This is a genomic window from Pseudomonas sp. GW821-FHT07G06 (assembly GCF_058986625.1).
The window spans coordinates 59,985-79,260 of sequence record NZ_JBYSVW010000001.1 but is presented as its reverse complement, the minus strand read 5'-3'; the positions used below and the strand labels follow the sequence as shown (position 1 = coordinate 79,260).

16 protein-coding genes are annotated in these 19,276 nt (G+C 61.4%); 7 read left to right on the top strand and 9 right to left on the bottom strand.

What is annotated here, in order from left to right:
- Window positions 1-5: 5 nt before the first annotated feature.
- The 8 genes from paaB to paaF all read right to left on the bottom strand — a co-directional run bounded on the left by paaB (window position 6) and on the right by paaF (window position 8,765).
- The gene (gene paaB / locus AC3WJW_RS00340; protein ID WP_007943393.1) at window positions 6-287 is read right to left on the bottom strand and encodes a 1,2-phenylacetyl-CoA epoxidase subunit PaaB; all 282 of its coding nucleotides are present in this window, start codon (window positions 285-287) and stop codon (window positions 6-8) included.
- Window positions 288-426: 139 nt separating this feature from the next.
- Entirely contained in the window at window positions 427-1,416 is a 990-nt protein-coding gene (gene paaA / locus AC3WJW_RS00335; protein WP_218479320.1) for a 1,2-phenylacetyl-CoA epoxidase subunit PaaA, read from the bottom strand.
- Between the two features lie 1,151 nt (window positions 1,417-2,567).
- Window positions 2,568-3,893, bottom strand: a complete 1,326-nt coding sequence (gene paaK, locus AC3WJW_RS00330) for a phenylacetate--CoA ligase PaaK (protein WP_493724741.1) — start codon at window positions 3,891-3,893, stop codon at window positions 2,568-2,570.
- A 99-nt stretch (window positions 3,894-3,992) separates the two neighbouring features.
- Entirely contained in the window at window positions 3,993-5,204 is a 1,212-nt protein-coding gene (gene pcaF, locus AC3WJW_RS00325; protein ID WP_493724740.1) for a 3-oxoadipyl-CoA thiolase, read from the bottom strand.
- Entirely contained in the window at window positions 5,197-5,646 is a 450-nt protein-coding gene (gene paaI / locus AC3WJW_RS00320; RefSeq protein ID WP_102702677.1) for a hydroxyphenylacetyl-CoA thioesterase PaaI, read from the bottom strand. Before paaI ends, pcaF begins: the two co-directional genes overlap by 8 nt.
- Window positions 5,639-7,156 carry a 3-hydroxyacyl-CoA dehydrogenase PaaH gene (gene paaH, locus AC3WJW_RS00315; RefSeq protein ID WP_493724739.1) on the bottom strand — a complete coding sequence of 506 codons (1,518 nt, stop codon included), beginning with the start codon at window positions 7,154-7,156 and terminating at the stop codon, window positions 5,639-5,641. Before paaH ends, paaI begins: the two co-directional genes overlap by 8 nt.
- Window positions 7,157-7,159: 3 nt before the next feature.
- Complete coding sequence (gene paaG, locus AC3WJW_RS00310) at window positions 7,160-7,951, bottom strand: 2-(1,2-epoxy-1,2-dihydrophenyl)acetyl-CoA isomerase PaaG (protein WP_007972022.1); 792 nt, start codon at window positions 7,949-7,951, stop codon at window positions 7,160-7,162.
- A gap of 40 nt (window positions 7,952-7,991) precedes the next feature.
- Window positions 7,992-8,765 carry a 2,3-dehydroadipyl-CoA hydratase PaaF gene (gene paaF, locus AC3WJW_RS00305; protein WP_429383478.1) on the bottom strand — a complete coding sequence of 258 codons (774 nt, stop codon included), beginning with the start codon at window positions 8,763-8,765 and terminating at the stop codon, window positions 7,992-7,994.
- A 348-nt stretch (window positions 8,766-9,113) separates the two neighbouring features.
- On the opposite strand from paaF, the gene paaY reads away from it, so the two are divergent.
- The 4 genes from paaY to AC3WJW_RS00285 all read left to right on the top strand — a co-directional run bounded on the left by paaY (window position 9,114) and on the right by AC3WJW_RS00285 (window position 12,771).
- The gene (gene paaY, locus AC3WJW_RS00300; RefSeq protein WP_102702674.1) at window positions 9,114-9,704 is read left to right on the top strand and encodes a phenylacetic acid degradation protein PaaY; all 591 of its coding nucleotides are present in this window, start codon (window positions 9,114-9,116) and stop codon (window positions 9,702-9,704) included.
- A 137-nt stretch (window positions 9,705-9,841) separates the two neighbouring features.
- A complete protein-coding gene (paaX, locus tag AC3WJW_RS00295; RefSeq protein WP_493724738.1) occupies window positions 9,842-10,765 on the top strand; it encodes a phenylacetic acid degradation operon negative regulatory protein PaaX in 924 nt (307 codons plus the stop codon).
- A 101-nt stretch (window positions 10,766-10,866) separates the two neighbouring features.
- Window positions 10,867-11,781, top strand: a complete 915-nt coding sequence (feaR, locus tag AC3WJW_RS00290; RefSeq protein WP_493724737.1) for a transcriptional regulator FeaR — start codon at window positions 10,867-10,869, stop codon at window positions 11,779-11,781.
- A gap of 681 nt (window positions 11,782-12,462) precedes the next feature.
- A complete protein-coding gene (locus AC3WJW_RS00285) occupies window positions 12,463-12,771 on the top strand; it encodes a DUF6124 family protein (RefSeq protein ID WP_493724736.1) in 309 nt (102 codons plus the stop codon).
- 183 nt (window positions 12,772-12,954) lie between these two features.
- Here AC3WJW_RS00285 and tynA read toward each other — a convergent pair whose 3' ends face one another.
- Window positions 12,955-15,243, bottom strand: coding sequence for a primary-amine oxidase (tynA, locus tag AC3WJW_RS00280; RefSeq protein WP_493724735.1), 2,289 nt, complete (start codon window positions 15,241-15,243; stop codon window positions 12,955-12,957).
- Window positions 15,244-15,963: 720 nt separating this feature from the next.
- Here tynA and AC3WJW_RS00275 point away from each other — a divergent pair.
- The 3 genes from AC3WJW_RS00275 to AC3WJW_RS00265 all read left to right on the top strand — a co-directional run bounded on the left by AC3WJW_RS00275 (window position 15,964) and on the right by AC3WJW_RS00265 (window position 19,257).
- A complete protein-coding gene (locus tag AC3WJW_RS00275) occupies window positions 15,964-17,358 on the top strand; it encodes an MFS transporter (RefSeq protein WP_493724734.1) in 1,395 nt (464 codons plus the stop codon).
- Between the two features lie 257 nt (window positions 17,359-17,615).
- Window positions 17,616-18,116: a sigma-70 family RNA polymerase sigma factor gene (locus tag AC3WJW_RS00270; protein WP_008021652.1), complete on the top strand. Its 501-nt coding sequence runs from the start codon at window positions 17,616-17,618 to the stop codon at window positions 18,114-18,116.
- Window positions 18,117-18,273: 157 nt separating this feature from the next.
- Complete coding sequence (locus tag AC3WJW_RS00265) at window positions 18,274-19,257, top strand: FecR family protein (protein WP_493724733.1); 984 nt, start codon at window positions 18,274-18,276, stop codon at window positions 19,255-19,257.
- The last annotated feature ends 19 nt before the right edge of the window (window positions 19,258-19,276 follow it).

The following is a 19,276-nucleotide window of genomic DNA, read 5'->3' as shown; positions in this document are numbered from 1 at the left end:
CGACCTCACATGTGCCCGACTTCGGCCGGCAGCTCGTAGAAGCTGGCGTGGCGATAGACCTTGTCGTCCGACGGGTCGAACAGCGGGTCTTTTTCATCCGGCGACGAGGCGGTGATCAATGCCGAAGGCACCACCCACAGGCTCACGCCTTCGCTGCGACGGGTGTAGAGCTCGCGCGCGTTTTCGATGGCCATGGTGGTGTCGGCGGCATGCACGCTGCCGACGTGCTTGTGGTTCAGGCCGTGCTTGCTGCGCACGAAGACTTCGAAGAGGGTCCACTCGGACATGATATCTACTCCACATTGAGGCTCTGTAGGAGCGAGCTTGCTCGCGATGTACCCGCGAGCACCGCGGGGTGTCAGGCAGCCAGCGTTAACGTTGACGACCATCGCGAGCGAGCTCGCTCCTACAGGGGGTACGGTTGTCTTAGGCTGCGTTCTTGTTTTGTTTTTTGCGGGCGTGGGCGACGGCGGCTTCACGGACCCAGGCGCCGTCTTCGATCGCCTTGCGGCGGGCGGCGACGCGTTCCTGGTTGCACGGGCCATTGCCCTTGAGCACTTCGTAGAATTCGTTCCACTGGATTTCGCCGAAGTCGTAGTGGCCGCGCTCGGCGTTCCACTTCAGGTCCGGGTCGGGGCAGGTGCAGCCCAGCAGTTCCAGCTGCGGGATGGTCTGGTCAATGAAGCGCTGGCGCAGTTCGTCGTTGCTCTGGCGCTTGATTTTCCAGGCCATGGACTGGGCGCTGTTCGGCGAGTGTTCGTCGCTTGGGCCAAACATCATCAGCGACGGCCACCACAGGCGGTTGATCGCGTCCTGGACCATGTCTTTTTGCGCCTGGTTACCGTGGCGCATCATGGTCAGGAGGATTTCGTAGCCCTGGCGCTGGTGGAAGCTCTCTTCCTTGCAGATACGGATCATCGCCCGGGAATACGGGCCGTAGGAGGTGCGCTGCAGCACCACCTGGTTGACGATCGCCGCGCCATCCACCAGCCAGCCCACCGCGCCCATGTCGGCCCAGTTCAGCGTCGGGTAATTGAAGATGCTCGAGTACTTGGCCTTGCCGCTGTGCAGTTTGGCGATCTCTTCATCACGGTCGGCGCCGAGGGTTTCCATGGCGCTGTACAGGTACAGGCCGTGGCCGGCTTCGTCCTGGATCTTGGCCATCAGTTGCAGTTTGCGTTTGAGCGACGGCGCGCGGGTGACCCAGTTGCCTTCGGGCAGCATGCCGACGATTTCGGAGTGGGCGTGCTGGGAAATCTGCCGGATCAGGGTCTGGCGGTAGGCATCTGGCATCCAGTTCTTGGCTTCGATCTTGATTTCTGAATCGATTTTTTCCTGGAAGGCGCGTTCCTGGTCGGACATTTCCGAGAGGTCCTTGATGCGCTTTACGCCTGTTTCTACGAGCTGTGCGTACATTTTTGAGTTCCCGCCTTGAATCTGTTCTGGGGCATGGGGACTTTATAAGCGATACAGAATTTAATATCAAACACAAAATGACGTGTCGTATTTGTTTTTTGTATCGCTTTGGATGGGTGGGCGCTTTTTGGGGTAACGGCCACCTGTGGGAGCGAGCCTGCTCGCGAAGGCGGCCTGACAGCCGACCTGTCTTTTGTTGACCGCGTACATATCCATTGCTGCGGTAATGTCGGCTGGCGGTTTCGCCCTTACGGCGAGTCCCTTTGGCAAACGCCGGAGTGCCGGCCCAGCCCAAAGGAACCAAAGGTCTCGCCCCTTACGTACGGCCCCTCGCTAAGGCTCGGGGTTCCTTCGCTCCGGCATTCATCCGGGGGCATTGCGCGCCCATCCCCGGATGAACACCTCCACTCAGCCTGCCGAGGGGGCGGGTAGATCAAGATCAAGAGCTGCAGGCGAGCTAACGCTCGGCCTGTTGAGTGGTGAAGAGCGTCTGTGTATGCCGCTCTGTCTTTGCTTTTCTGTGGGAGCGGGCTTGCCTGCGATGGCGGACTACCGGCCGGCAGAAACCTTGCTGATGTACTCAGTTCCTGTGGGAGCGAGCTTGCTCGCGATGGCGGCCCGAAAGCCGACTGGAATTTTGTGGATGTATCACCTCCAAAAGATCGCAGCCTCGTTGCACTCGACAGCTCCTACAGGGGAATGCGCATGCATCAGAACCAGGCCGGCCGGTAGGCCGCCTCGGACGCTGTTGCGGTGTACGCCCCCTCGTGAGGCCGAGCGCAGGTTCTGCGCAGTGGGCAACCCGGCATGGATGCCGGGTTAGCCGCCCCCGGCCATGGATGGCCGATGGCGGCGGGCCCACGGAGCTGGACCGGAGCGAGGGCATGCCGAGCCACGGCGAGGCACCGAATGTCCGGGGCAAGAGCGTTTGGTTACTTTGCGCTTTTCAAAGTGACCCGCTGTAAGAGCGGAACCATAGGAGGCCGTTACCGAAGAAACGGATATGTACGCAATCAACAAAAGATAGGCCGGCAGTCAGGCCGCCTTCGCGAGCAGGCTCGCTCCCACAGGAATAGGGCTCGACTCCAGAGTCGGTAAAGCCCGGCAAAAAAAAAGCCCCGCAATAAGCGGGGCCATAAAGGGTGCAGCAGTCATGCTTTAGGACGTTTATCCAACACGTGGCAAGCCTTGCCCTCCGACCGTTTGATCGAATGAAACGGCTGCAAAACAACCCGCGAACTGATCCCGATATACGTCTTGATGTGTTTGCTCAACTCCCCGCAAACAGCCTTCTGCTGTTCATCGGTCAGGTGCTGGTGCTCAGCCTTCAACTCGACATGCACATCGACACTGTCCAGGTTGCCATTGCGATACAGATGGATCTCGTAGCACTCGGCGAGTTGTTTGACTTTGAGAACCTGTTCCTCGATCTGTGTCGGAAACACGTTGACTCCGCGGATGATCAGCATGTCGTCGCTGCGTCCGGTGATCTTGTCGATGCGGCGCATCGGTCGTGCCGTACCCGGCAGCAGGCGCGTCAGGTCGCGGGTGCGGTAGCGGATCATCGGCAGGGCTTCTTTGCTCAGGGAGGTGAACACCAGTTCGCCCATCTGACCGTCCGGCAATACTTCGCCAGTGACCGGGTCGATGATTTCCGGGTAGAAGTGGTCTTCCCAGATGGTCGGGCCGTCCTTGGTTTCGGCGCATTCCATGGCGACGCCCGGCCCCATGATTTCCGACAGGCCGTAGATGTCCAGGGCGGTGATGCCCAGGCGCGCTTCGATGGCGCTGCGCAGTTCGGCGGTCCAGGGTTCGGCGCCGAAGATGCCCAGGCGCAGGGCCAGTTTGTGCGGGTCGATGCCCTGGCGCTCGATTTCGTCGGCGATGTTGAGCATGTACGACGGCGTGACCATGATGATGTCCGGCTGGAAATCCTTGATCAGTTGCACTTGTTTTTCGGTCTGGCCGCCGGACATCGGGATCACCGTGCAGCCCAGGCGTTCGGCGCCGTAGTGCGCGCCGAGGCCGCCGGTGAACAGGCCGTAGCCATAGGAGATGTGCACCTTGTCGCCACGGCGGCCACCGGCGGCGCGGATCGAGCGGGCCACCACGTTGGCCCAGGTGTCGATGTCGTTCTGGGTGTAGCCGACCACGGTCGGTTTGCCGGTGGTGCCGCTGGACGCGTGCAGGCGCACGATGTCGTTCATCGGCACGGCAAACATACCGTAGGGGTAGTTGTCGCGCAGGTCGGACTTGGTGGTGAAAGGGAATTTCGCCAGGTCGTCGAGGGACTTGATGTCGTCCGGGTGTACGCCCAGCGCATCGAAGCGCTGACGGTACAGCGGCACGTTGTTGTATGCGTGGTTCAGGCTCCAGCGCAGGCGCTCCAGCTGATGCTGGCGCAGCTCGTCGATGCTGGCGGTTTCCAGCGGGTCCAGCACAGGGTTCAGCACGGCTTGGGCAATTGGCATGTTCATGTGTTCACTCGAATTGTTTTTGTGTTCCAGCCCTTTTGCACAAGGACTTTGAGTGCATGCCCCAAGGATACCTCTCGGCTCCTCGGGAATCGCGATTCTTTAGTGGGATAGACGCTCGATGATCAGCGCGATCCCCTGGCCGACGCCGATGCACATGGTGCACAGGGCGTAGCGGCCGTTACGCTCCTCAAGCTCATGCAGGGCGGTGGTCACCAGTCGCGCGCCGCTCATGCCCAACGGGTGGCCGAGGGCGATGGCGCCGCCGTTGGGGTTGACCCGCGGATCGGTGTCGCTCAGGCCAAGCTCGCGCAGCACCGCCAGACCCTGTGCGGCAAACGCTTCGTTGAGCTCGATCACGTCCATGTCGGCCAGGCTCAGGTTGGCCACTTCCAGCACCTTGCGCGTGGCCGGCACCGGGCCGATGCCCATGATCCGTGGTTCGACGCCGGCGGTGGCCATGGCCACGACCCGGCCACGGGCGGTCAGGCCGTGGCGCTTGGCGACTTGCGGGCTGGCCAGCAGCAGCGCGCAGGCACCGTCGTTGACCCCGGAGGCGTTGCCGGCGGTGATGCTGCCGCCTTCGCGGAACGGCGTGCCCAGTTTGGCAAGCTGTTCGAGCGTGGTGTTGCCGCGTGGATGTTCGTCGTGCTCGACCACTTTGGCCGGGCCTTTGCGCTGCGGGATTTCCACGGCGACGATTTCTTTCGCCAGGCGCCCGTTGGCCTGGGCGGCCGCTGCGCGCTGCTGGCTGCGCAGGGCGAAGGCGTCCTGGTCGGCCCGGGAGATGTTGAACTGTTCGGCGACGTTCTCCGCGGTTTCCGGCATGGAGTCGATGCCGTAGGCCTGTTTCATCAGCGGATTGACGAAGCGCCAGCCGATGGTGGTGTCGAAGATTTCCGCCGAACGGGAAAACGCCTGCTCGGCCTTGCCCATCACCAGCGGCGCGCGGGACATCGACTCGACACCGCCGACCAGCATCAACCCGGTTTCGCCGCTGCGAATCGCCCGGGCAGCCGTGCCCACTGCGTCCAGCCCGGAGCCACACAGGCGATTGAGGGTGGTGCCGGGCACGCTGACCGGCAACCCGGCCAGCAGGGCCGACATGCGCGCGACGTTGCGATTGTCTTCGCCGGCCTGGTTGGCGCAGCCGTAGATCACGTCGTCGACCGTGTTCCAGTCGACTTGCGGGTGGCGGCGCAGCAGTTCGCGCAGCGGCACCGCGCCGAGGTCGTCGGCGCGCACGCTGCTCAGGACCCCGGCGTAGCGGCCTATCGGGGTGCGGACGGCGTCGATGATCAGGGCGTCATTCATTCGGGTTCTCCTGCGTCAGCACCGGGCCGCGCACTTTGTAGGATTTGCCATGGAACAGGGCGATCAACTGGCCCTGCTGGTTTTCGATGCGTACGTCGTAGTTGCCGGTGCGCCCGGAACGGCTCTGCTCGATGCAGTCGGCATTGAGCGTGTCACCCAGGCGGGCCGGGGCGATGTAGTCGATGCTGCAACCGATGGCCACGGTGGCTTCGTTGTAGCTGTTGCAGGCAAAGGCGAACGCCGAATCGGCGAGGGCGAACAGGTAGCCGCCGTGGCAGGTGCCGTGGCCCTGGACCATGTCGGCGCGCACTGTCATGCCCACTCGCGCGCAACCGGGGCCGGCCGAGAGCAGGCGCATGCCCATGGCCTGGCTGGCGGCGTCGCGCTGGAACAGAGATTGTGCGCATTCACTGGCCAAGGTCATGGCTTCATGGTTAGTCATGGAATGTTCTCCCTTCGGCGACGCGACGGCGCAGCAGCAGCGACGGCCGGTAGCGTTCTTCGCCATAACTGGCTTGCAGGTTTTCCAGCGTTTGAAGAATGTGCGACAGGCCAATGGCATCGGCCCAGGCCAGCGGACCCTGTGGATAATTGACCCCGGCGCGCATCGCCAGATCGATGTCGGCGGCCGAAGCCACGCCCTGCAGCAGGGCGTCGGCGGCTTCGTTGGCGAGCATCGCCACGGTACGCAGGACGGCGAGGGCCGGGCTGTCGCTGAGCAGGCTGACCTTGAGGCCGGCCCGTTGCAGCAGGGCCACGCCTTGTTCGAGGGCCTGCGGATCGATGCCTGCCGCATGGCTGATGGCGATGCGTTTGGCATTGGCGTAATCGAACGCCAGATCCAGCAGGATCAGGTTGCGCAGCCCGTCTTCGCGAGCCCGCTGACAGGCCATGCGCCCATCACTCAAGGCCAGCACGGCATCACCGACTCGCAGCAAGCCCTGACCATCACGCTGGACGATCTCGACGCCTTGTTCATGCAAGCGTGCGAGCAAGCCTTGAGCGATACCGAGGTTGCCTTCCACGGCACAGACCTCGACTTTCGCATCGCTGCTGATTTCTGCGGCTTGCGGACGTTCCGAACCTTGGGCGTAGCAGTAGAAACCCTGGCCGCTCTTGCGTCCCAGACGCCCGCCGTCCACCAGTTCTTTCTGGATCAACGACGGCAGGAAGCGCGTGTCCTGGTAATAAGCGTCGAACACCGAACAAGTCACGGCATAGTTGACGTCATGGCCGATCAGATCGGTCAGCTCGAACGCGCCCATGGCAAAGCCGCCGGCTTCGCGCATCAACGCATCCAGGGTCGGGCAGTCGGCCGCGCCTTCCTGCAGCATCCGCAGGCTTTCGGCATAGAACGGCCGGGCCACGCGGTTGACGATGAAGCCCGGCGTCGAACGGGTGTGCACCGGTTTTTTGCCCCAGGCCTTGGCAGTGTCGTACAGGCACTCAGCCAGGACGGGATCGCTGGCCAGGCCGGAGACGATTTCCACCAGTGCCATGACCGGCGCCGGGTTGAAGAAGTGCAGGCCGAGCAAGCGTTCTGGATGCTCAAGCTGCGCGGCGATGCTGGTGATCGACAGCGACGAGGTGTTGCTGGCGAGAATGCAGTGCTCGCCGCAGATGCCTTCGAGCTGGCGGAACAGTGCACGCTTGACCTCGAGGTTCTCGACGATGGCTTCGATGATCAGCTCGCAATCGGCCAGGGCTTCGATGGCTTCCACCGCTTGCAGGCGGGCAATGGTTGCGCTGCGTGACTCGGCGGACAGCTTGCCGCTTTCGACCCGTTTGCCCAGTTGTCGATCGATGCCTTCAATGGCCTGCGCCGCCGCGCCGGGACGGTTGTCCAGCAGCAACACCGGATGGCCGGCCTGGGCCGCGACCTGGGCGATGCCGGCACCCATGGCCCCGGCGCCGATCACGGCGATACGTGCAGAGGTGTTCAATGCGGTCATGACTCAGCGCCCCTTGAAGCTTGGGGTGCGTTTTTCCATGAAGGCGCCGACGCCTTCGCGATAATCCTCGCTGCGCCCGGCCAGGCGTTGCAGGTCGCGTTCCAGTTCCAGCTGTTCGTCGAAGCTGTTGCTCAGGCTGGCGTTGAGGCTGCGTTTGATCAGCGCCAGGCCGTAGGTGGGTTGAGTGGCGAGGTGGCGAGCCAGTTTCAGCGCTTCGTCGCGCAGGTCGGCGTCGTCCACGCACTGGTAGATCAGGCCCCATTGTTCGGCCTGTTCGGCGCTCAGGCGATTGCCAAGCAAGGCCAGGGCCTTGGCTCGGGCCATGCCGACCAGGCGCGGCAAGGTCCAGGTGCCACCGGAATCGGGAATCAGGCCGATCTTGCAGAACGCTTGGATGAAACTGGCCGAACGCGCCGCCAGCACCAGGTCACAGGCCAGCGGAATGTTGGCGCCGGCGCCGGCGGCGACGCCGTTGACTGCACAGATCACCGGCAGCGGCAGGTCGCGCAACTGGCGGATCAGCGGGTTGTAGAACTTCTCGATGGATTCGCCCAGGTCCGGCACGGCACTGCCCGGTGCGACATTGCGGTCGCTCAGGTCCTGCCCGGCGCAGAAGCCGCGACCTTCACCGGTCAGTAGTAAAACGCGCACGTCCGGGTTCTGCCGCACTTGCTTGAGAGCTTCTTTCACTTCGCCGTGCATCTGGGTGTTGAAGCTGTTGAGCTGGTCTGGCCGGTTGAGGCTGAGCAGGGCGACGCCGGCGTCGATGGAAAACAGGATGTGTTCGAAGTTCATGGTCTGGGCGTTCTCTTGGCAGTCGTTCGAATTCGTTGGATTACTGGCCGGTGAAGGTCGGTGCGCGTTTTTCCTGGAAGGCCGCAATGCCTTCGTCGCGGTCGCGGGTGCCGGCCAGCACGGTGAAGGCGTGGCGCTCGAAGCGCAGGCCGCTGGCCAGGTCGGTGTCCATGGCCTTGAGCAGCGCTTCCTTGGCCAGGCGAACGGCCAGCGGTGCCTTGGTCGCAATGCTGCGGGCGATGTGCAGGGCGCGCTCGACAGTGAACTCCGGCTGAGTCACTTCGCTGACCAGACCGGCGCGCTGGGCCTGGCGGGCGTCGATCGGCTCGCCGGTGAGGACCATCTGCATGGCCATGGATTTGCCGACGGCGCGCAACAAGCGTTGGGTGCCTCCGGCGCCGGGCATGATCCCGAGGTTGATTTCCGGTTGGCCGAAGCGCGCGTCTTCGCCGGCAATGATGATGTCGGCGTGCATCGCCAGTTCGCAGCCACCGCCGAGGGCGAAGCCGTTGACCGCGGCGATCAGCGGTTTGCTGAAACGGGTGATGGTTTGCCACGAGGCCTGGCGCGGATCGTCGAGGATACCGACCAGGTTGCGTTCGGCCATTTCCTTGATGTCGGCGCCAGCGGCGAAGGCCTTGCGGCTGCCGGTGAGGACCACGGCGCGGGTGTCGGGGTCGGCTTGCGCGGCGTTCAGTTCAGCGGCCAGCTCGCCCAGCAATTCGGTGGTCAAGGCGTTCAGGGCTTGCGGGCGCTGCAGGGTAATCAGGCGGACGCCAGGCTCGATCAATTCGACGGCAAGGGTCAGAGGCATGGCGGATGCCCTCAGGGTGCACGCTCGGCGTGGTGCCGGCTCGTTATTGGATCGGCCTCAGGGGCCGGTTTTGCCCAAGTATAGCTACAACGTGATACGCAAATGCAATATGAAAATAGATTTAATGTGTCTTAATTGTGTGGTTTTTGATTTTTCGTCTTCCTGGTATAGGGGCTCTGATAGCGGGTTTTTCCTTGAATTCATTGGGTTTTGTAGCGTTTTTAGGGGCGCGTCCAGTGTCGTCGAAACGGTACGTTTCAAGTGATACGGTTTTTAGTCTTTGTGCTGGTAAAAGTGATGTGATACAAAATAGGCCATTATTTGCATCGCTTTACGAAGGAACCTGCCATGACCTGCTACAGCCTTGATGGCCTGACTCCGGTGGTTGACCCGAGCGCTTACGTGCACCCGTCTGCCGTATTGATCGGCGATGTGATCATCGGCCCGCATTGCTATGTCGGTCCGCTGGCCAGCCTGCGCGGGGACTTCGGGCGGATCGTGCTGGAGGAGGGCGCCAACCTGCAGGACACCTGCGTGATGCACGGCTTCCCCGACAGCGACACGGTGGTGGAGCGCAACGGCCACATCGGCCACGGCGCGGTGCTGCACGGGTGCCGGATCGGTGCCGATGCGCTGGTGGGCATGAATGCAGTGGTGATGGACAACGCCCGGATCGGCCCGCGCTCCTTCGTGTCGGCGGCGGCGTTCGTCAAGGCCGGTTTCGAATGCCCGGAACAGTCGCTGGTCATGGGCGCACCGGCCAGCATCAAGCGCAGCCTCAGCGATCAGGAAGTGGCGTGGAAACAGGCCGGCACCCGGGAGTATCAGCAACTGGCCCAGCGTTGCCTTGAGCAGATGCAGGTGTGCGAACCGCTGAGCGAACCGGAACCGGATCGCCCGCGTATCAGTGACAGTGGCCTTCGACCGAAAAGCAGCTGATCCCCTGTGTAGGAGCTGCCGAAGGCTGCGATCTTTTGATTTTGTTTTTTTGAAAAATCAAGATCAAAAGATCGCAGCCTTCGGCAGCTCCTACGGAGTTTCGGTATATTCCTTTTCTTTTTTTGCACGGAACGCCCATGTCGTCCCTGACTCCCTTGAACCACCTGATTACCCGCTTCCAGGAGCAGACGCCGATCCGCGCCAGTTCCTTGATCATCACGTTGTACGGGGATGCCATCGAACCCCATGGCGGCACCGTGTGGCTGGGCAGCCTGATTCAGTTGCTCGAACCCATCGGCATCAACGAACGGCTGATCCGCACTTCGATTTTCCGCCTGACCAAGGAAGGCTGGCTGACCGCCGAGAAAGTCGGTCGTCGCAGTTACTACAGCCTGACGGGCACCGGCCGTCGCCGTTTCGACAAGGCCTTCAAGCGGGTCTACAGCACCACGATGCCGGCCTGGGATGGTTCCTGGTGCCTGGTGATGCTCTCGCAACTGACCCAGGACAAACGCAAACAGGTGCGCGAGGAACTGGAATGGCAAGGCTTCGGCGCGATTTCGCCGGTGGTGCTGGCCTGTCCGCGCAGCGACCGGGCCGACGTCAACGCGACCCTGCTCGACCTCGGCGCCCAGGAAGACACCATCGTCTTCGAAACCACCGCCCAGGATGTACTGGCCTCCAAGGCCCTGCGCCTGCAGGTGCGCGAGAGCTGGAACATCGAGGAGCTGGCCGCGCATTACAGCGAGTTCATCCAGTTGTTCCGGCCGCTGTGGCAAGCCCTGCGCGAGCAGGAAAACCTGCAACCGGCCGACTGCTTCCTGGCGCGGGTGCTGTTGATTCACGAGTACCGCAAGCTGCTGCTGCGCGACCCGCAACTGCCGGACGAGTTGCTGCCCGGCGACTGGGAAGGCCGCGCCGCCCGCCAGTTGTGCCGCAACATTTACCGTTTGATCTACGCCAAGGCCGAAGAATGGCTGAACGCTGCGCTGGAAACGGCCGACGGCCCGTTGCCGGATGTCGGTGAAAGCTTCTATCGGCGTTTTGGCGGACTGAAGTAGCACGTCATTGTTCAGGGAGTGGTGCGGTTCAGGAGACTTGAAGCATCCGGTGTCGTGTGGATTGACGTAGACAATAAAAATAAGCCTGCGTGAGGCCTGACATGATTTCTACAACAGCACAGCGCCAGGATGGGTTCGACCAGTGGATCCATCAGATCAACCAGATCTGTGGCGCCTTCAACGCACAACCCCTGGGCAGCGAATTTGCCGGGCGCATCCGCGAATACCAGAGCGATGCGCTCAAACTCAGTTTCGTCGACGTGTGCCAGGCGCGTTTGTACCGGACGCCCCAGGAAGTCGCGGCGGGCGAGGGCGGCAAGTACTTCGCGGTGTTCCAGCTCGACGGCACGGCGGGCATGGCCCAGGGCGACGACAAGGTCTTGCTGTCCCCCGGCGATATCACGCTGATCGATGCCTCCCGCCCCAGCGATTTCACCTACGGCGAAAACTCCCGGCAGTTGTCGCTGATCCTGCCATATCAACTGGTCGAGCAAACCCTGCGCTTCAACCCGGTCAAGTGCGGCCACCGGATCGCCGCGACCTCGCCCATCGCCATGCTCTCGCATCGGCTGATCCTCGACGCCACCCGCCAGCAGCACCTGACCCGCCAGGAAAGCGAAGCGACCCTGGAGGCGATCGTCAGCCTGCTGCGCCCGGCGATCAGCCAGGTTGACGATTGCACCGATGCCCATGAGCGGATCTTCCGCAAGACGCTCACCTGCATCGACGAAAACATTCGCTCCGAAGACCTGTGCCCGGAATGGCTGGCGCGGGAAGTCGGCATGTCCACACGTGGCCTGTACCGGATGTTTGCCAAGAAGGGGTTGGTGGTGGCGCGCTACATCAAGAACCGTCGCCTGGACCTGTGCGCCGAATCCCTGCGCCAATCGGGCAAGGAGCAGAAGTTGTCGGTGCTGGGGTATTCGTGGGGGTTTTCCGATTCGAGCTACTTCTCTACCGCGTTCAAATCGCGTTTCGGCATTGCGCCGGGGGAGTATCGCAAGCGGTATGCCTGATGAATTTTCATGAACACCGAATAACCCTGTGGGAGCGAGCTTGCTCGCGAAGGCGTCGTGTCAGTCGACATCAATGTCAATGACATACCGCTTTCGCGAGCAAGCCCGCTCCCACAGGTATTGCGTACGACCTGGTTACTTCGGTGTGCTGAGGTTCAACGTCGGCGTTTCATCGAAGAAGTTCCACGGATGCTTCTGCTGGGTGCGTAGGATGCTTCCGAGTGTTGGTGCACCTAGCCTGTAGGACCGTTTGTTATTTTGTCGGCACCCAGTTCCGCGGCTGCTTTTTGACAGGGTTAAACCGTTCGGATCGAGCGCTACACCAGAGCGCAAACCCTGCTTGTTTAAAAGTCCTCAAGGTTACTTCGCGAAAGCCACAGCGCCTTGCGTCGTTGCCTACACATACCCCAGAATCCGCCGGCTTGTGCGCCTTGGGGCCGCTCGGTAACTTGCTCCGCGTCACTGATTGTCAGTGATCGGGTTTAGTCGCCCGGCTAGTTTTCCTCGGTTGCATCAGTGTCATCCAGTCAGGCATCCGCCTGCACTTGATGGTGGCTGTGCGCATGGCGTCTTCGGGCGCACCGGGTTTTGGGAAACTTTACCGGTCGACTAACTTGCGCACGGCCACCACCCTTTCGTTTAGTCGCGAGATGGTTGTGGCCCTTACTGGAGAAAATTCCCATGTTCAAGGTCACACCGAATCCGCCCGACGCCCCTCACGAACCCGCCGACCCCATTCCCTCAGCCGCCAACATCATGGCCACCCCGCGCAAACTCAGCACGATGTTCATCGTCAACCCGGAACTCGATACCGCAACCCTGCTGGCCCATGCCTGCGAGTCACTGGCATCGGCCAACGTCATGACCATGGATCTGGCGGATCGAACGCAGGGGACAAGTCGCAATACCTTGTTGGGCATCGCGCAAGTCATCCTGTTGGCGGAGCTGGCGGTGAACCAGACGCTGGACCGGATTGATGCGCTTGGGTAAGAGGATCAACGATCGGGATGAGGCCTGACACGCTGATGGAATTACCTGAACACTGATTAACCCTGTGGGAGCGGGCTTACTCCGGGCGGCGTTCCGACGAAGGCGTCGTGTCAGTCGACATCAATGTCAATGACACGACGCCTTCGCGAGCAAGCCCGCTCCCACAGGTATTGTGTTTATCGTTTACTTCTGTGAGCTGAGGTTCAACGTCGGCGTTTCATCAAAGAAGTTCCACGGCTTCAACAGCACATGCACCCACTCGGTCGGCATGATCGGCCATTCCTCGGCGCGGGCGATGTGGGTGGTGCCGGTGGTCAGCCAGACCACGTCGTCGGTGTTCTCGATGGAGTGGTTGTCCTGGGTGAACTGCCCCAGGCCCGAGTCCTTGTCCGAGCGGTTCGGGTACTTGCCTTCCGGGTATTTTTCCTCGGGGTTGTATTGGGTCACCCACAGTTGCTTGTCCATGAAACTCAGGCGGTGGTAGAGCCATTCGTCCTTGCCGAAGTTGGCGCCCTTGGCCACCGGGTGGGTGCCGCCGGCGTACGGAATCAGTTGATAGGAAACCGGGTTGCCGACCTTGTTCTCCTTGCTGAAGTTGGTCAGCAGGCGCACGGTCGACGGGTCGAATTTCTGCGCCGCCTGTTGCTCGGTGCCGACTACCCGGGTTTCGGTCTGCATGGTGCTGGTGCGCGGGCCGCCACGGTCGTTGGGCAGCACCACCGGGTTCACTTCCACCAGTGAGTTCTGCTCGCCGTCCACGTCCATGTCGAGGCGGAAGTTGTAGATGTGCTGGTGCGTGGTGCCGACGATGTTGTGATCGAGCAGGGTGCCGTAGCGCGTGTCTTCCCTGGCGGTGTCTTCGTGCATGGTTTTGGACTTCACGCCCTTGACCGCTTCGATGCCGGTGGCGCCGGCGTCGATGCCGATGGTGCCGTTCTGCTGGAAGACCCAGTCGAAGATGTAGTCGTAGTTGCCGACGGTGCTGATCCAGCGCACCACCAGTTCACGGCGCTCGGTGCTGAGATTGGGCTGGCCCATTTCCTGGTGTTTGTATTCGGGGCCGGCGTAGCGCTCGAACACCGCCATGGCGCGGGGGATAGCGGTCGGTGCGCCGGTGTAGTCGGCGATGGTGGCGTCCAGCAGCACGGCGTTTTGCGGGGCGTCCTTGCCGCGGGCAATCGGCGAGGTCAGGGTGCCCATGCCGTAGTCGCCGGAGTCGAGGTAGGCCTTGAAGTACCAGCCGACATCCGGGTCGCCGTAGGGCACGATCATGCCGCCCAGCGAGCCTTCGTACATGATCTTGCGTTTCTTGCCCTTGTCGTCGTAGGTGACGGTGGACAGGATCGGTCCGACCCGCGAATCGAGGCGAACGTGGAAGTCCCAGTTCTGCCAGTGAATGCTGTTGCCGCTGATGGTGTAGTTCTTGCCCTCGGGCTCGATGATTTCCAGCGGTTTGACTGCGACGCCCTGGCGTCCGCGCCCGTCATACGGCGTCGGTTTCATCGGCACCGGGATCAGCGCGTCGTCTTCGATCTTGATCAGCTTCTTCTGTTCCAGGTCGACAATCGCCACCAGGCCCTCGATCGGGTGCGCCCAGTAGTTGCCGTCACCGGTGTTGAGGTAGCTGACGATTTTCAGCAGGCGCTTGTCCTGCGCCAGGCCGTCCTTGCCGTCGAAGTAACCGACGGTCAGTGGCGTCGCCACGACCTTCTTCACGTCGTTGATGCCGCGCTTGGCCAGGGCCTGGGCGTATTCCGGGCTGCTCTCGACGGCCGATTGCACCGTTGCGAAGTCGTCCAGCAAGACCATGCCGTGGGCACCTTCGATCGGCTTCCAGGACTTGAGTGTCTTAGTGTCGAGATCCACCAGCGCTTCGATCACGTGTTTGCCGTCGAGCACCACGATCGAGGCCTCGCGCGGCTGGGCGACGTTCTGCCCGGTGAGGGCGAAGTTCCACACCTGATCCTTGGGCGGCGCCTTGACCGAGACTTCGGTGAAACGGAAGCCGGGCTTGTAGTTGTCCGATTTCTTGACGATGTCCACGGCTGTGGTGATTTCGGCGGCGCTCAGGGGATTGAGCGGGTTGGGGCGGGTCTCGACGACGAAGGTCTTGTCCAGCCCGGACTGGAACACCTGGTTGATGAAGTCGGTGGACATGAACGCCTTATGGTCCTTGAACACCACCGGCACCGTCAGCTCTATGCGCTTGCCGTTGAGCATTGCCACTTTGCTGTCGGGCTTGACCTTGAGATAGACCCCGTCCTTGGCAATGGTGAACAGGTTGGCGTAGTCGTCCCATTTCACCGTGGCACCAAAGGCCTCCAGACCCTCTTGCAGCGGCACCATGTCGGCATGACCGCCGTGGGCCTGGGCATTGCCCGCCCAGTAAGGCAGGCCGAGCGTGCCCAGCGTGATAGCCAGGGCGAGGCGGGCCAGCGGTTTTCTGTTTCGCAATGCAAGGGAGGTGAACATTCTGGGTTCCTTCGGAAAAGCCGATAACAGCCATGCCCGCACTTTGCTACAGCCGGTGAATGGCTGCATTGGGAATCCTGCCAAAAACCTTTGGATCTGTGCCTGATTGCGCGCAGTGGGGCGGATTCTGACTGCTTTGCTATAAGTCGTCGTACAACAATGAAGGGTCGATGACCCCCTTTCAAAACTGACAAGGGAGCGAGCGGCGCGTCGCGGTGCCTGGGTCCAAGAGCCCGTTTAACGGGGTTATTCGATTATATATCGCATTTTCAGGACGGTCAGGCCGTTCAGGTCTAAGGAGTTTTCTTGTTGACAGTGGCCCATGGGACTGGCTATAAATCGCTTAAGTCATACGACGACATATGACATGCACGTCCAAATTAAAAATAAAAAGAGTGTCGACCTCAACATGAATCCAATCGCCTCCCTCTCGCCCCTGAAGTTCCCGTGTTCATTCATCGGCTTCTATGTGCACACACCCTTGCGCCCGTTACCTGAGACAACCCGTCACTGACTCGCGTGAGAAACGCAGGCTGAGCAATCGGTCCCCGTTTCTCAGTGAGTTGTCTGATGAGTTGTCCGAAATCAGTTGGCCCAATCCCTCGGCGGAATATGGCCCGTTTCGTCGTGGACTGATGCATTGAAGTGAAGCCCGGCGGCCCAATCGATCTCGTTTTACACCGAGAGATCATCACCCAAAATCTACAATAAAGTGATGCCATGAACTTGAACGAGCCCATTACTGCGCAACGCGTCAGCCAGTCTGTCGGTAAATACCGATGGACCATTTGTGCGTTGTTGTTTTTTGCAACCACCGTCAATTACCTCGATCGCCAGGTGCTGAGCCTGCTGGCGCCGGATCTGTCGAGGCAATTTGGCTGGAGCAACACCGATTACGCCAACATTGCCGCCGTCTTCCAGTTCACCTACGCGATTTCCATGCTGTTCGCGGGCCGTGTAGTGGACAAGATCGGCACCAAGGCCGCTTTTGTGGTGGCGATTTGCATTTGGTCGACCGGCGCCGTCATGCACGCCTTTGCAGAACCCATGGGCGAGGGTATTGCCGCCATCTGTAGCGCGCTGGGTATTGCGGTCATCCCGGTCTCGATCGCCGGCTTCATGCTGTCGCGCGCCGTGCTGGCGGTCGGTGAATCGGCCAACTTCCCGACCGCAATCAAGGTCACCGCTGAGTATTTCCCGAAGAAGGAACGCTCCTTCGCCACCGGCATCTTCAACTCCGGGGCCAACGTCGGCGCGATTCTGGCACCCATTTCGGTGCCGCTGATCGCCGGCCTGTGGGGCTGGCAGACAGCGTTCATCGTGATCGGCATGCTGGGTTTCATCTGGATGGGCGTATGGCTGGTGTTGTACGACAAGCCGGAGGAACAGAAGCGCCTGTCGGCGGAGGAACTGGCGCACATCCGCAGTGATTCCCCCGCCAGCGCCGCTGTGCAGACGGGCGTCGGCAAAAAGGTTTCGTGGTTCCAATTGCTCAAATACCGTCAGACCTGGGCGTTCGCCTTCGGCAAGTTCATGACCGACGGTGTGTGGTGGTTCTTTCTCTTCTGGCTTCCGACCTACCTGTCGGAGCAGTACGGCCTGAAAGGCGCAGCCATCGTGGTGCCACTGGCCGTGCTGTACAGCATGACCATGGTCGGCAGTATTGGCGGCGGCTGGTTCCCCAGCTATTTCATGGCACGTGGCGACAAGCCGTATGACGGCCGCATGAAAGCCATGCTGGTGATTGCCGTTTTCCCGTTGGTCGTGCTGCTGGCGCAGCCATTGGGGCACATCAGCGTCTGGGTACCGGTGTTGCTGATTGGTGTGGGCGCGTCGGCGCATCAGGCCTGGTCGGCCAACATCTTCACCACGGTGTCCGACATGTTTCCGCAAAAGACCGTCGCGTCCGTGGTCGGCATTGGCGGCATGGCGGGTGGGTTGGGCGGCGTCCTGCTGACCAAGATCGGTGGCTGGGTGTTCGACTACTACAAATCGGTGGGTGAAATCCGCACCGGCTACATGATCATGTTCGCCGTCTGCGCGCTGGCCTATCTGGTGGCGTGGAGTGTGATGAAGATGCTGGTGCCTCGCCACAAGGAAATTACCGACCTCTGAGTGACGGCTTCGAGGGTACCTGCAAGACGGACTAACCCGTCGGATTGAACAAGGCCGCTGAGCAATCAGCGGCCTTTTTGCGTTCCCTGTAGGAGCTGCCGAAGGCTGCGATCTTTTGATCTTTGATTTTTGCAAGAAAGATCAAAAGATCGCAGCCTTCGGCAGCTCCTACAGGGACCGTGTTTGAGGTGGGAAGCGATTGCTTTGGTTTAATAAGAAGCATTACTATTCACGCCCCGTTTCCACAGCACACCGCAATGACCCTCAAGCTGCCCCGCAGACACGGCTTTTTCGAGCATTACGAAGAGTTGGTTGGTACCTGGACCCGTCGCCTGAGGAATCGTCAGCAGGCCGAGGACCTGGCCCACGATACCTTCGTGCGGGTGCTTGAGTCCGATTCGGCGCGGGTGGAACAGCCTCGGGCGTATTTGCACCAGACCGCGCGCAACATTGCCGTGGATGGTTATCGGCGTGAGGACCGGCGGGGCGCCATGGAGTCAGAGGCGATCGATCTCAGTGAGTCGCCGACCGGCGACCCGGAGCATTTCATGCACGCGATCCAGCTGGCTGATTCCATCGAACGGGCGCTCACCGAGTTGCCGGTCAACTGCCGCAAGGTGTTTGTCTGGCAGAAAATCGAGGGCCTGACCCAGGCCGAAATCGCCGAACGCCTGGGGCTGTCCAAGAACATGGTGGAAAAGTATATGATCCGCACGCTTCGGCACCTGCGCGATCGCCTGGACGGGTTGCAGTCATGATGCGCTGCGGCCACGAACCTACCCGTAGGAGCTGCCGAAGGCTGCGATCTTTTGATCTTCGGCAACGCCAAGATCGCCAAAAGATCGCAGCCTTCGGCAGCTCCTACGCCAAGCAGATGCGGTGTGATGTCTTTTCCCCGGCCCAACAGGAACTTCCATGATGGATACTCGTGATTGTGCGTGCGGGCAAACAACGGTTCGCGATGACGCGGCACTATGGTTTGTACGTTTGCAGGAGCCTGTCGTCGATGTCGAAGTGCGTCGCCGGTTTCAGGCCTGGCTGGACGAACACCCCCAACACCGAAACGAATTCGACGTGCTCCAGGGTTTGTGGCGCGCCGCCGATTTGCTGCCGGCGGCGCGTTTGCGTGCCTTGTGTGACACCCCGCCAGCCCTGAAAAAACCTCGTCCGGTGCTGCGTTACGCGGTCGCCGCCAGCGTGCTCGCGGTGGCGCTCGGCCTGGGTCTGTTCAGCAGCCTGAATCATCCGGCGCCTTACACCGCCGAGTTTTCAACGGCCCTGAATGAGCGCCGCCATGTGGCGTTGCCGGATGGCTCGGCGGTGGATCTGGACAGCCGCAGCCGGATTCAGGTGCGTTTTGAAAAGGGTCAACGCCACGTTGAGCTGAGTGAAGGCGAAGCGATGTTCAGCGTCGAGCACGACACCCGCCGACCCTTTGTGGTCGCGGCGGGCAGTGGCAAGGTCACGGTCACCGGCACCCGGTTCGACGTACGCCGTGGCGCCAGCGAAACCCGGGTGGTGGTGGAGCAGGGCACGGTCAAGGTCCAGGGGCGCGAGGCTGCCGATCACGATTTCATCCATCTGACCGCAGGCCTGGGCACCCACGTCGATGCCCAAGGCAAGGTCGCGGCCGCCTATGCCGTCAACCCGGCGGAAATGACCGCCTGGCGCAGCGGCAAACTGGTGTTCAACAACGCCAGCCTGGCCGACGTCGCCGAGCAGGTCTCACGTTATCGGGAGAAGCCGCTCAAGGTCGCCAGCGCAGCGGTCGGCGATCTGCGCCTGACCAGCGTGTTCAAGTCCGACAACACCGACGCACTGCTCAAGGCCTTGCCGAGCATTCTGCCGGTGGCCGTGCGCACCCTTGGCGATGGCAGCCAGGAAATAATTTCAAAATAAAATTCAGGTTTTTTTCGAG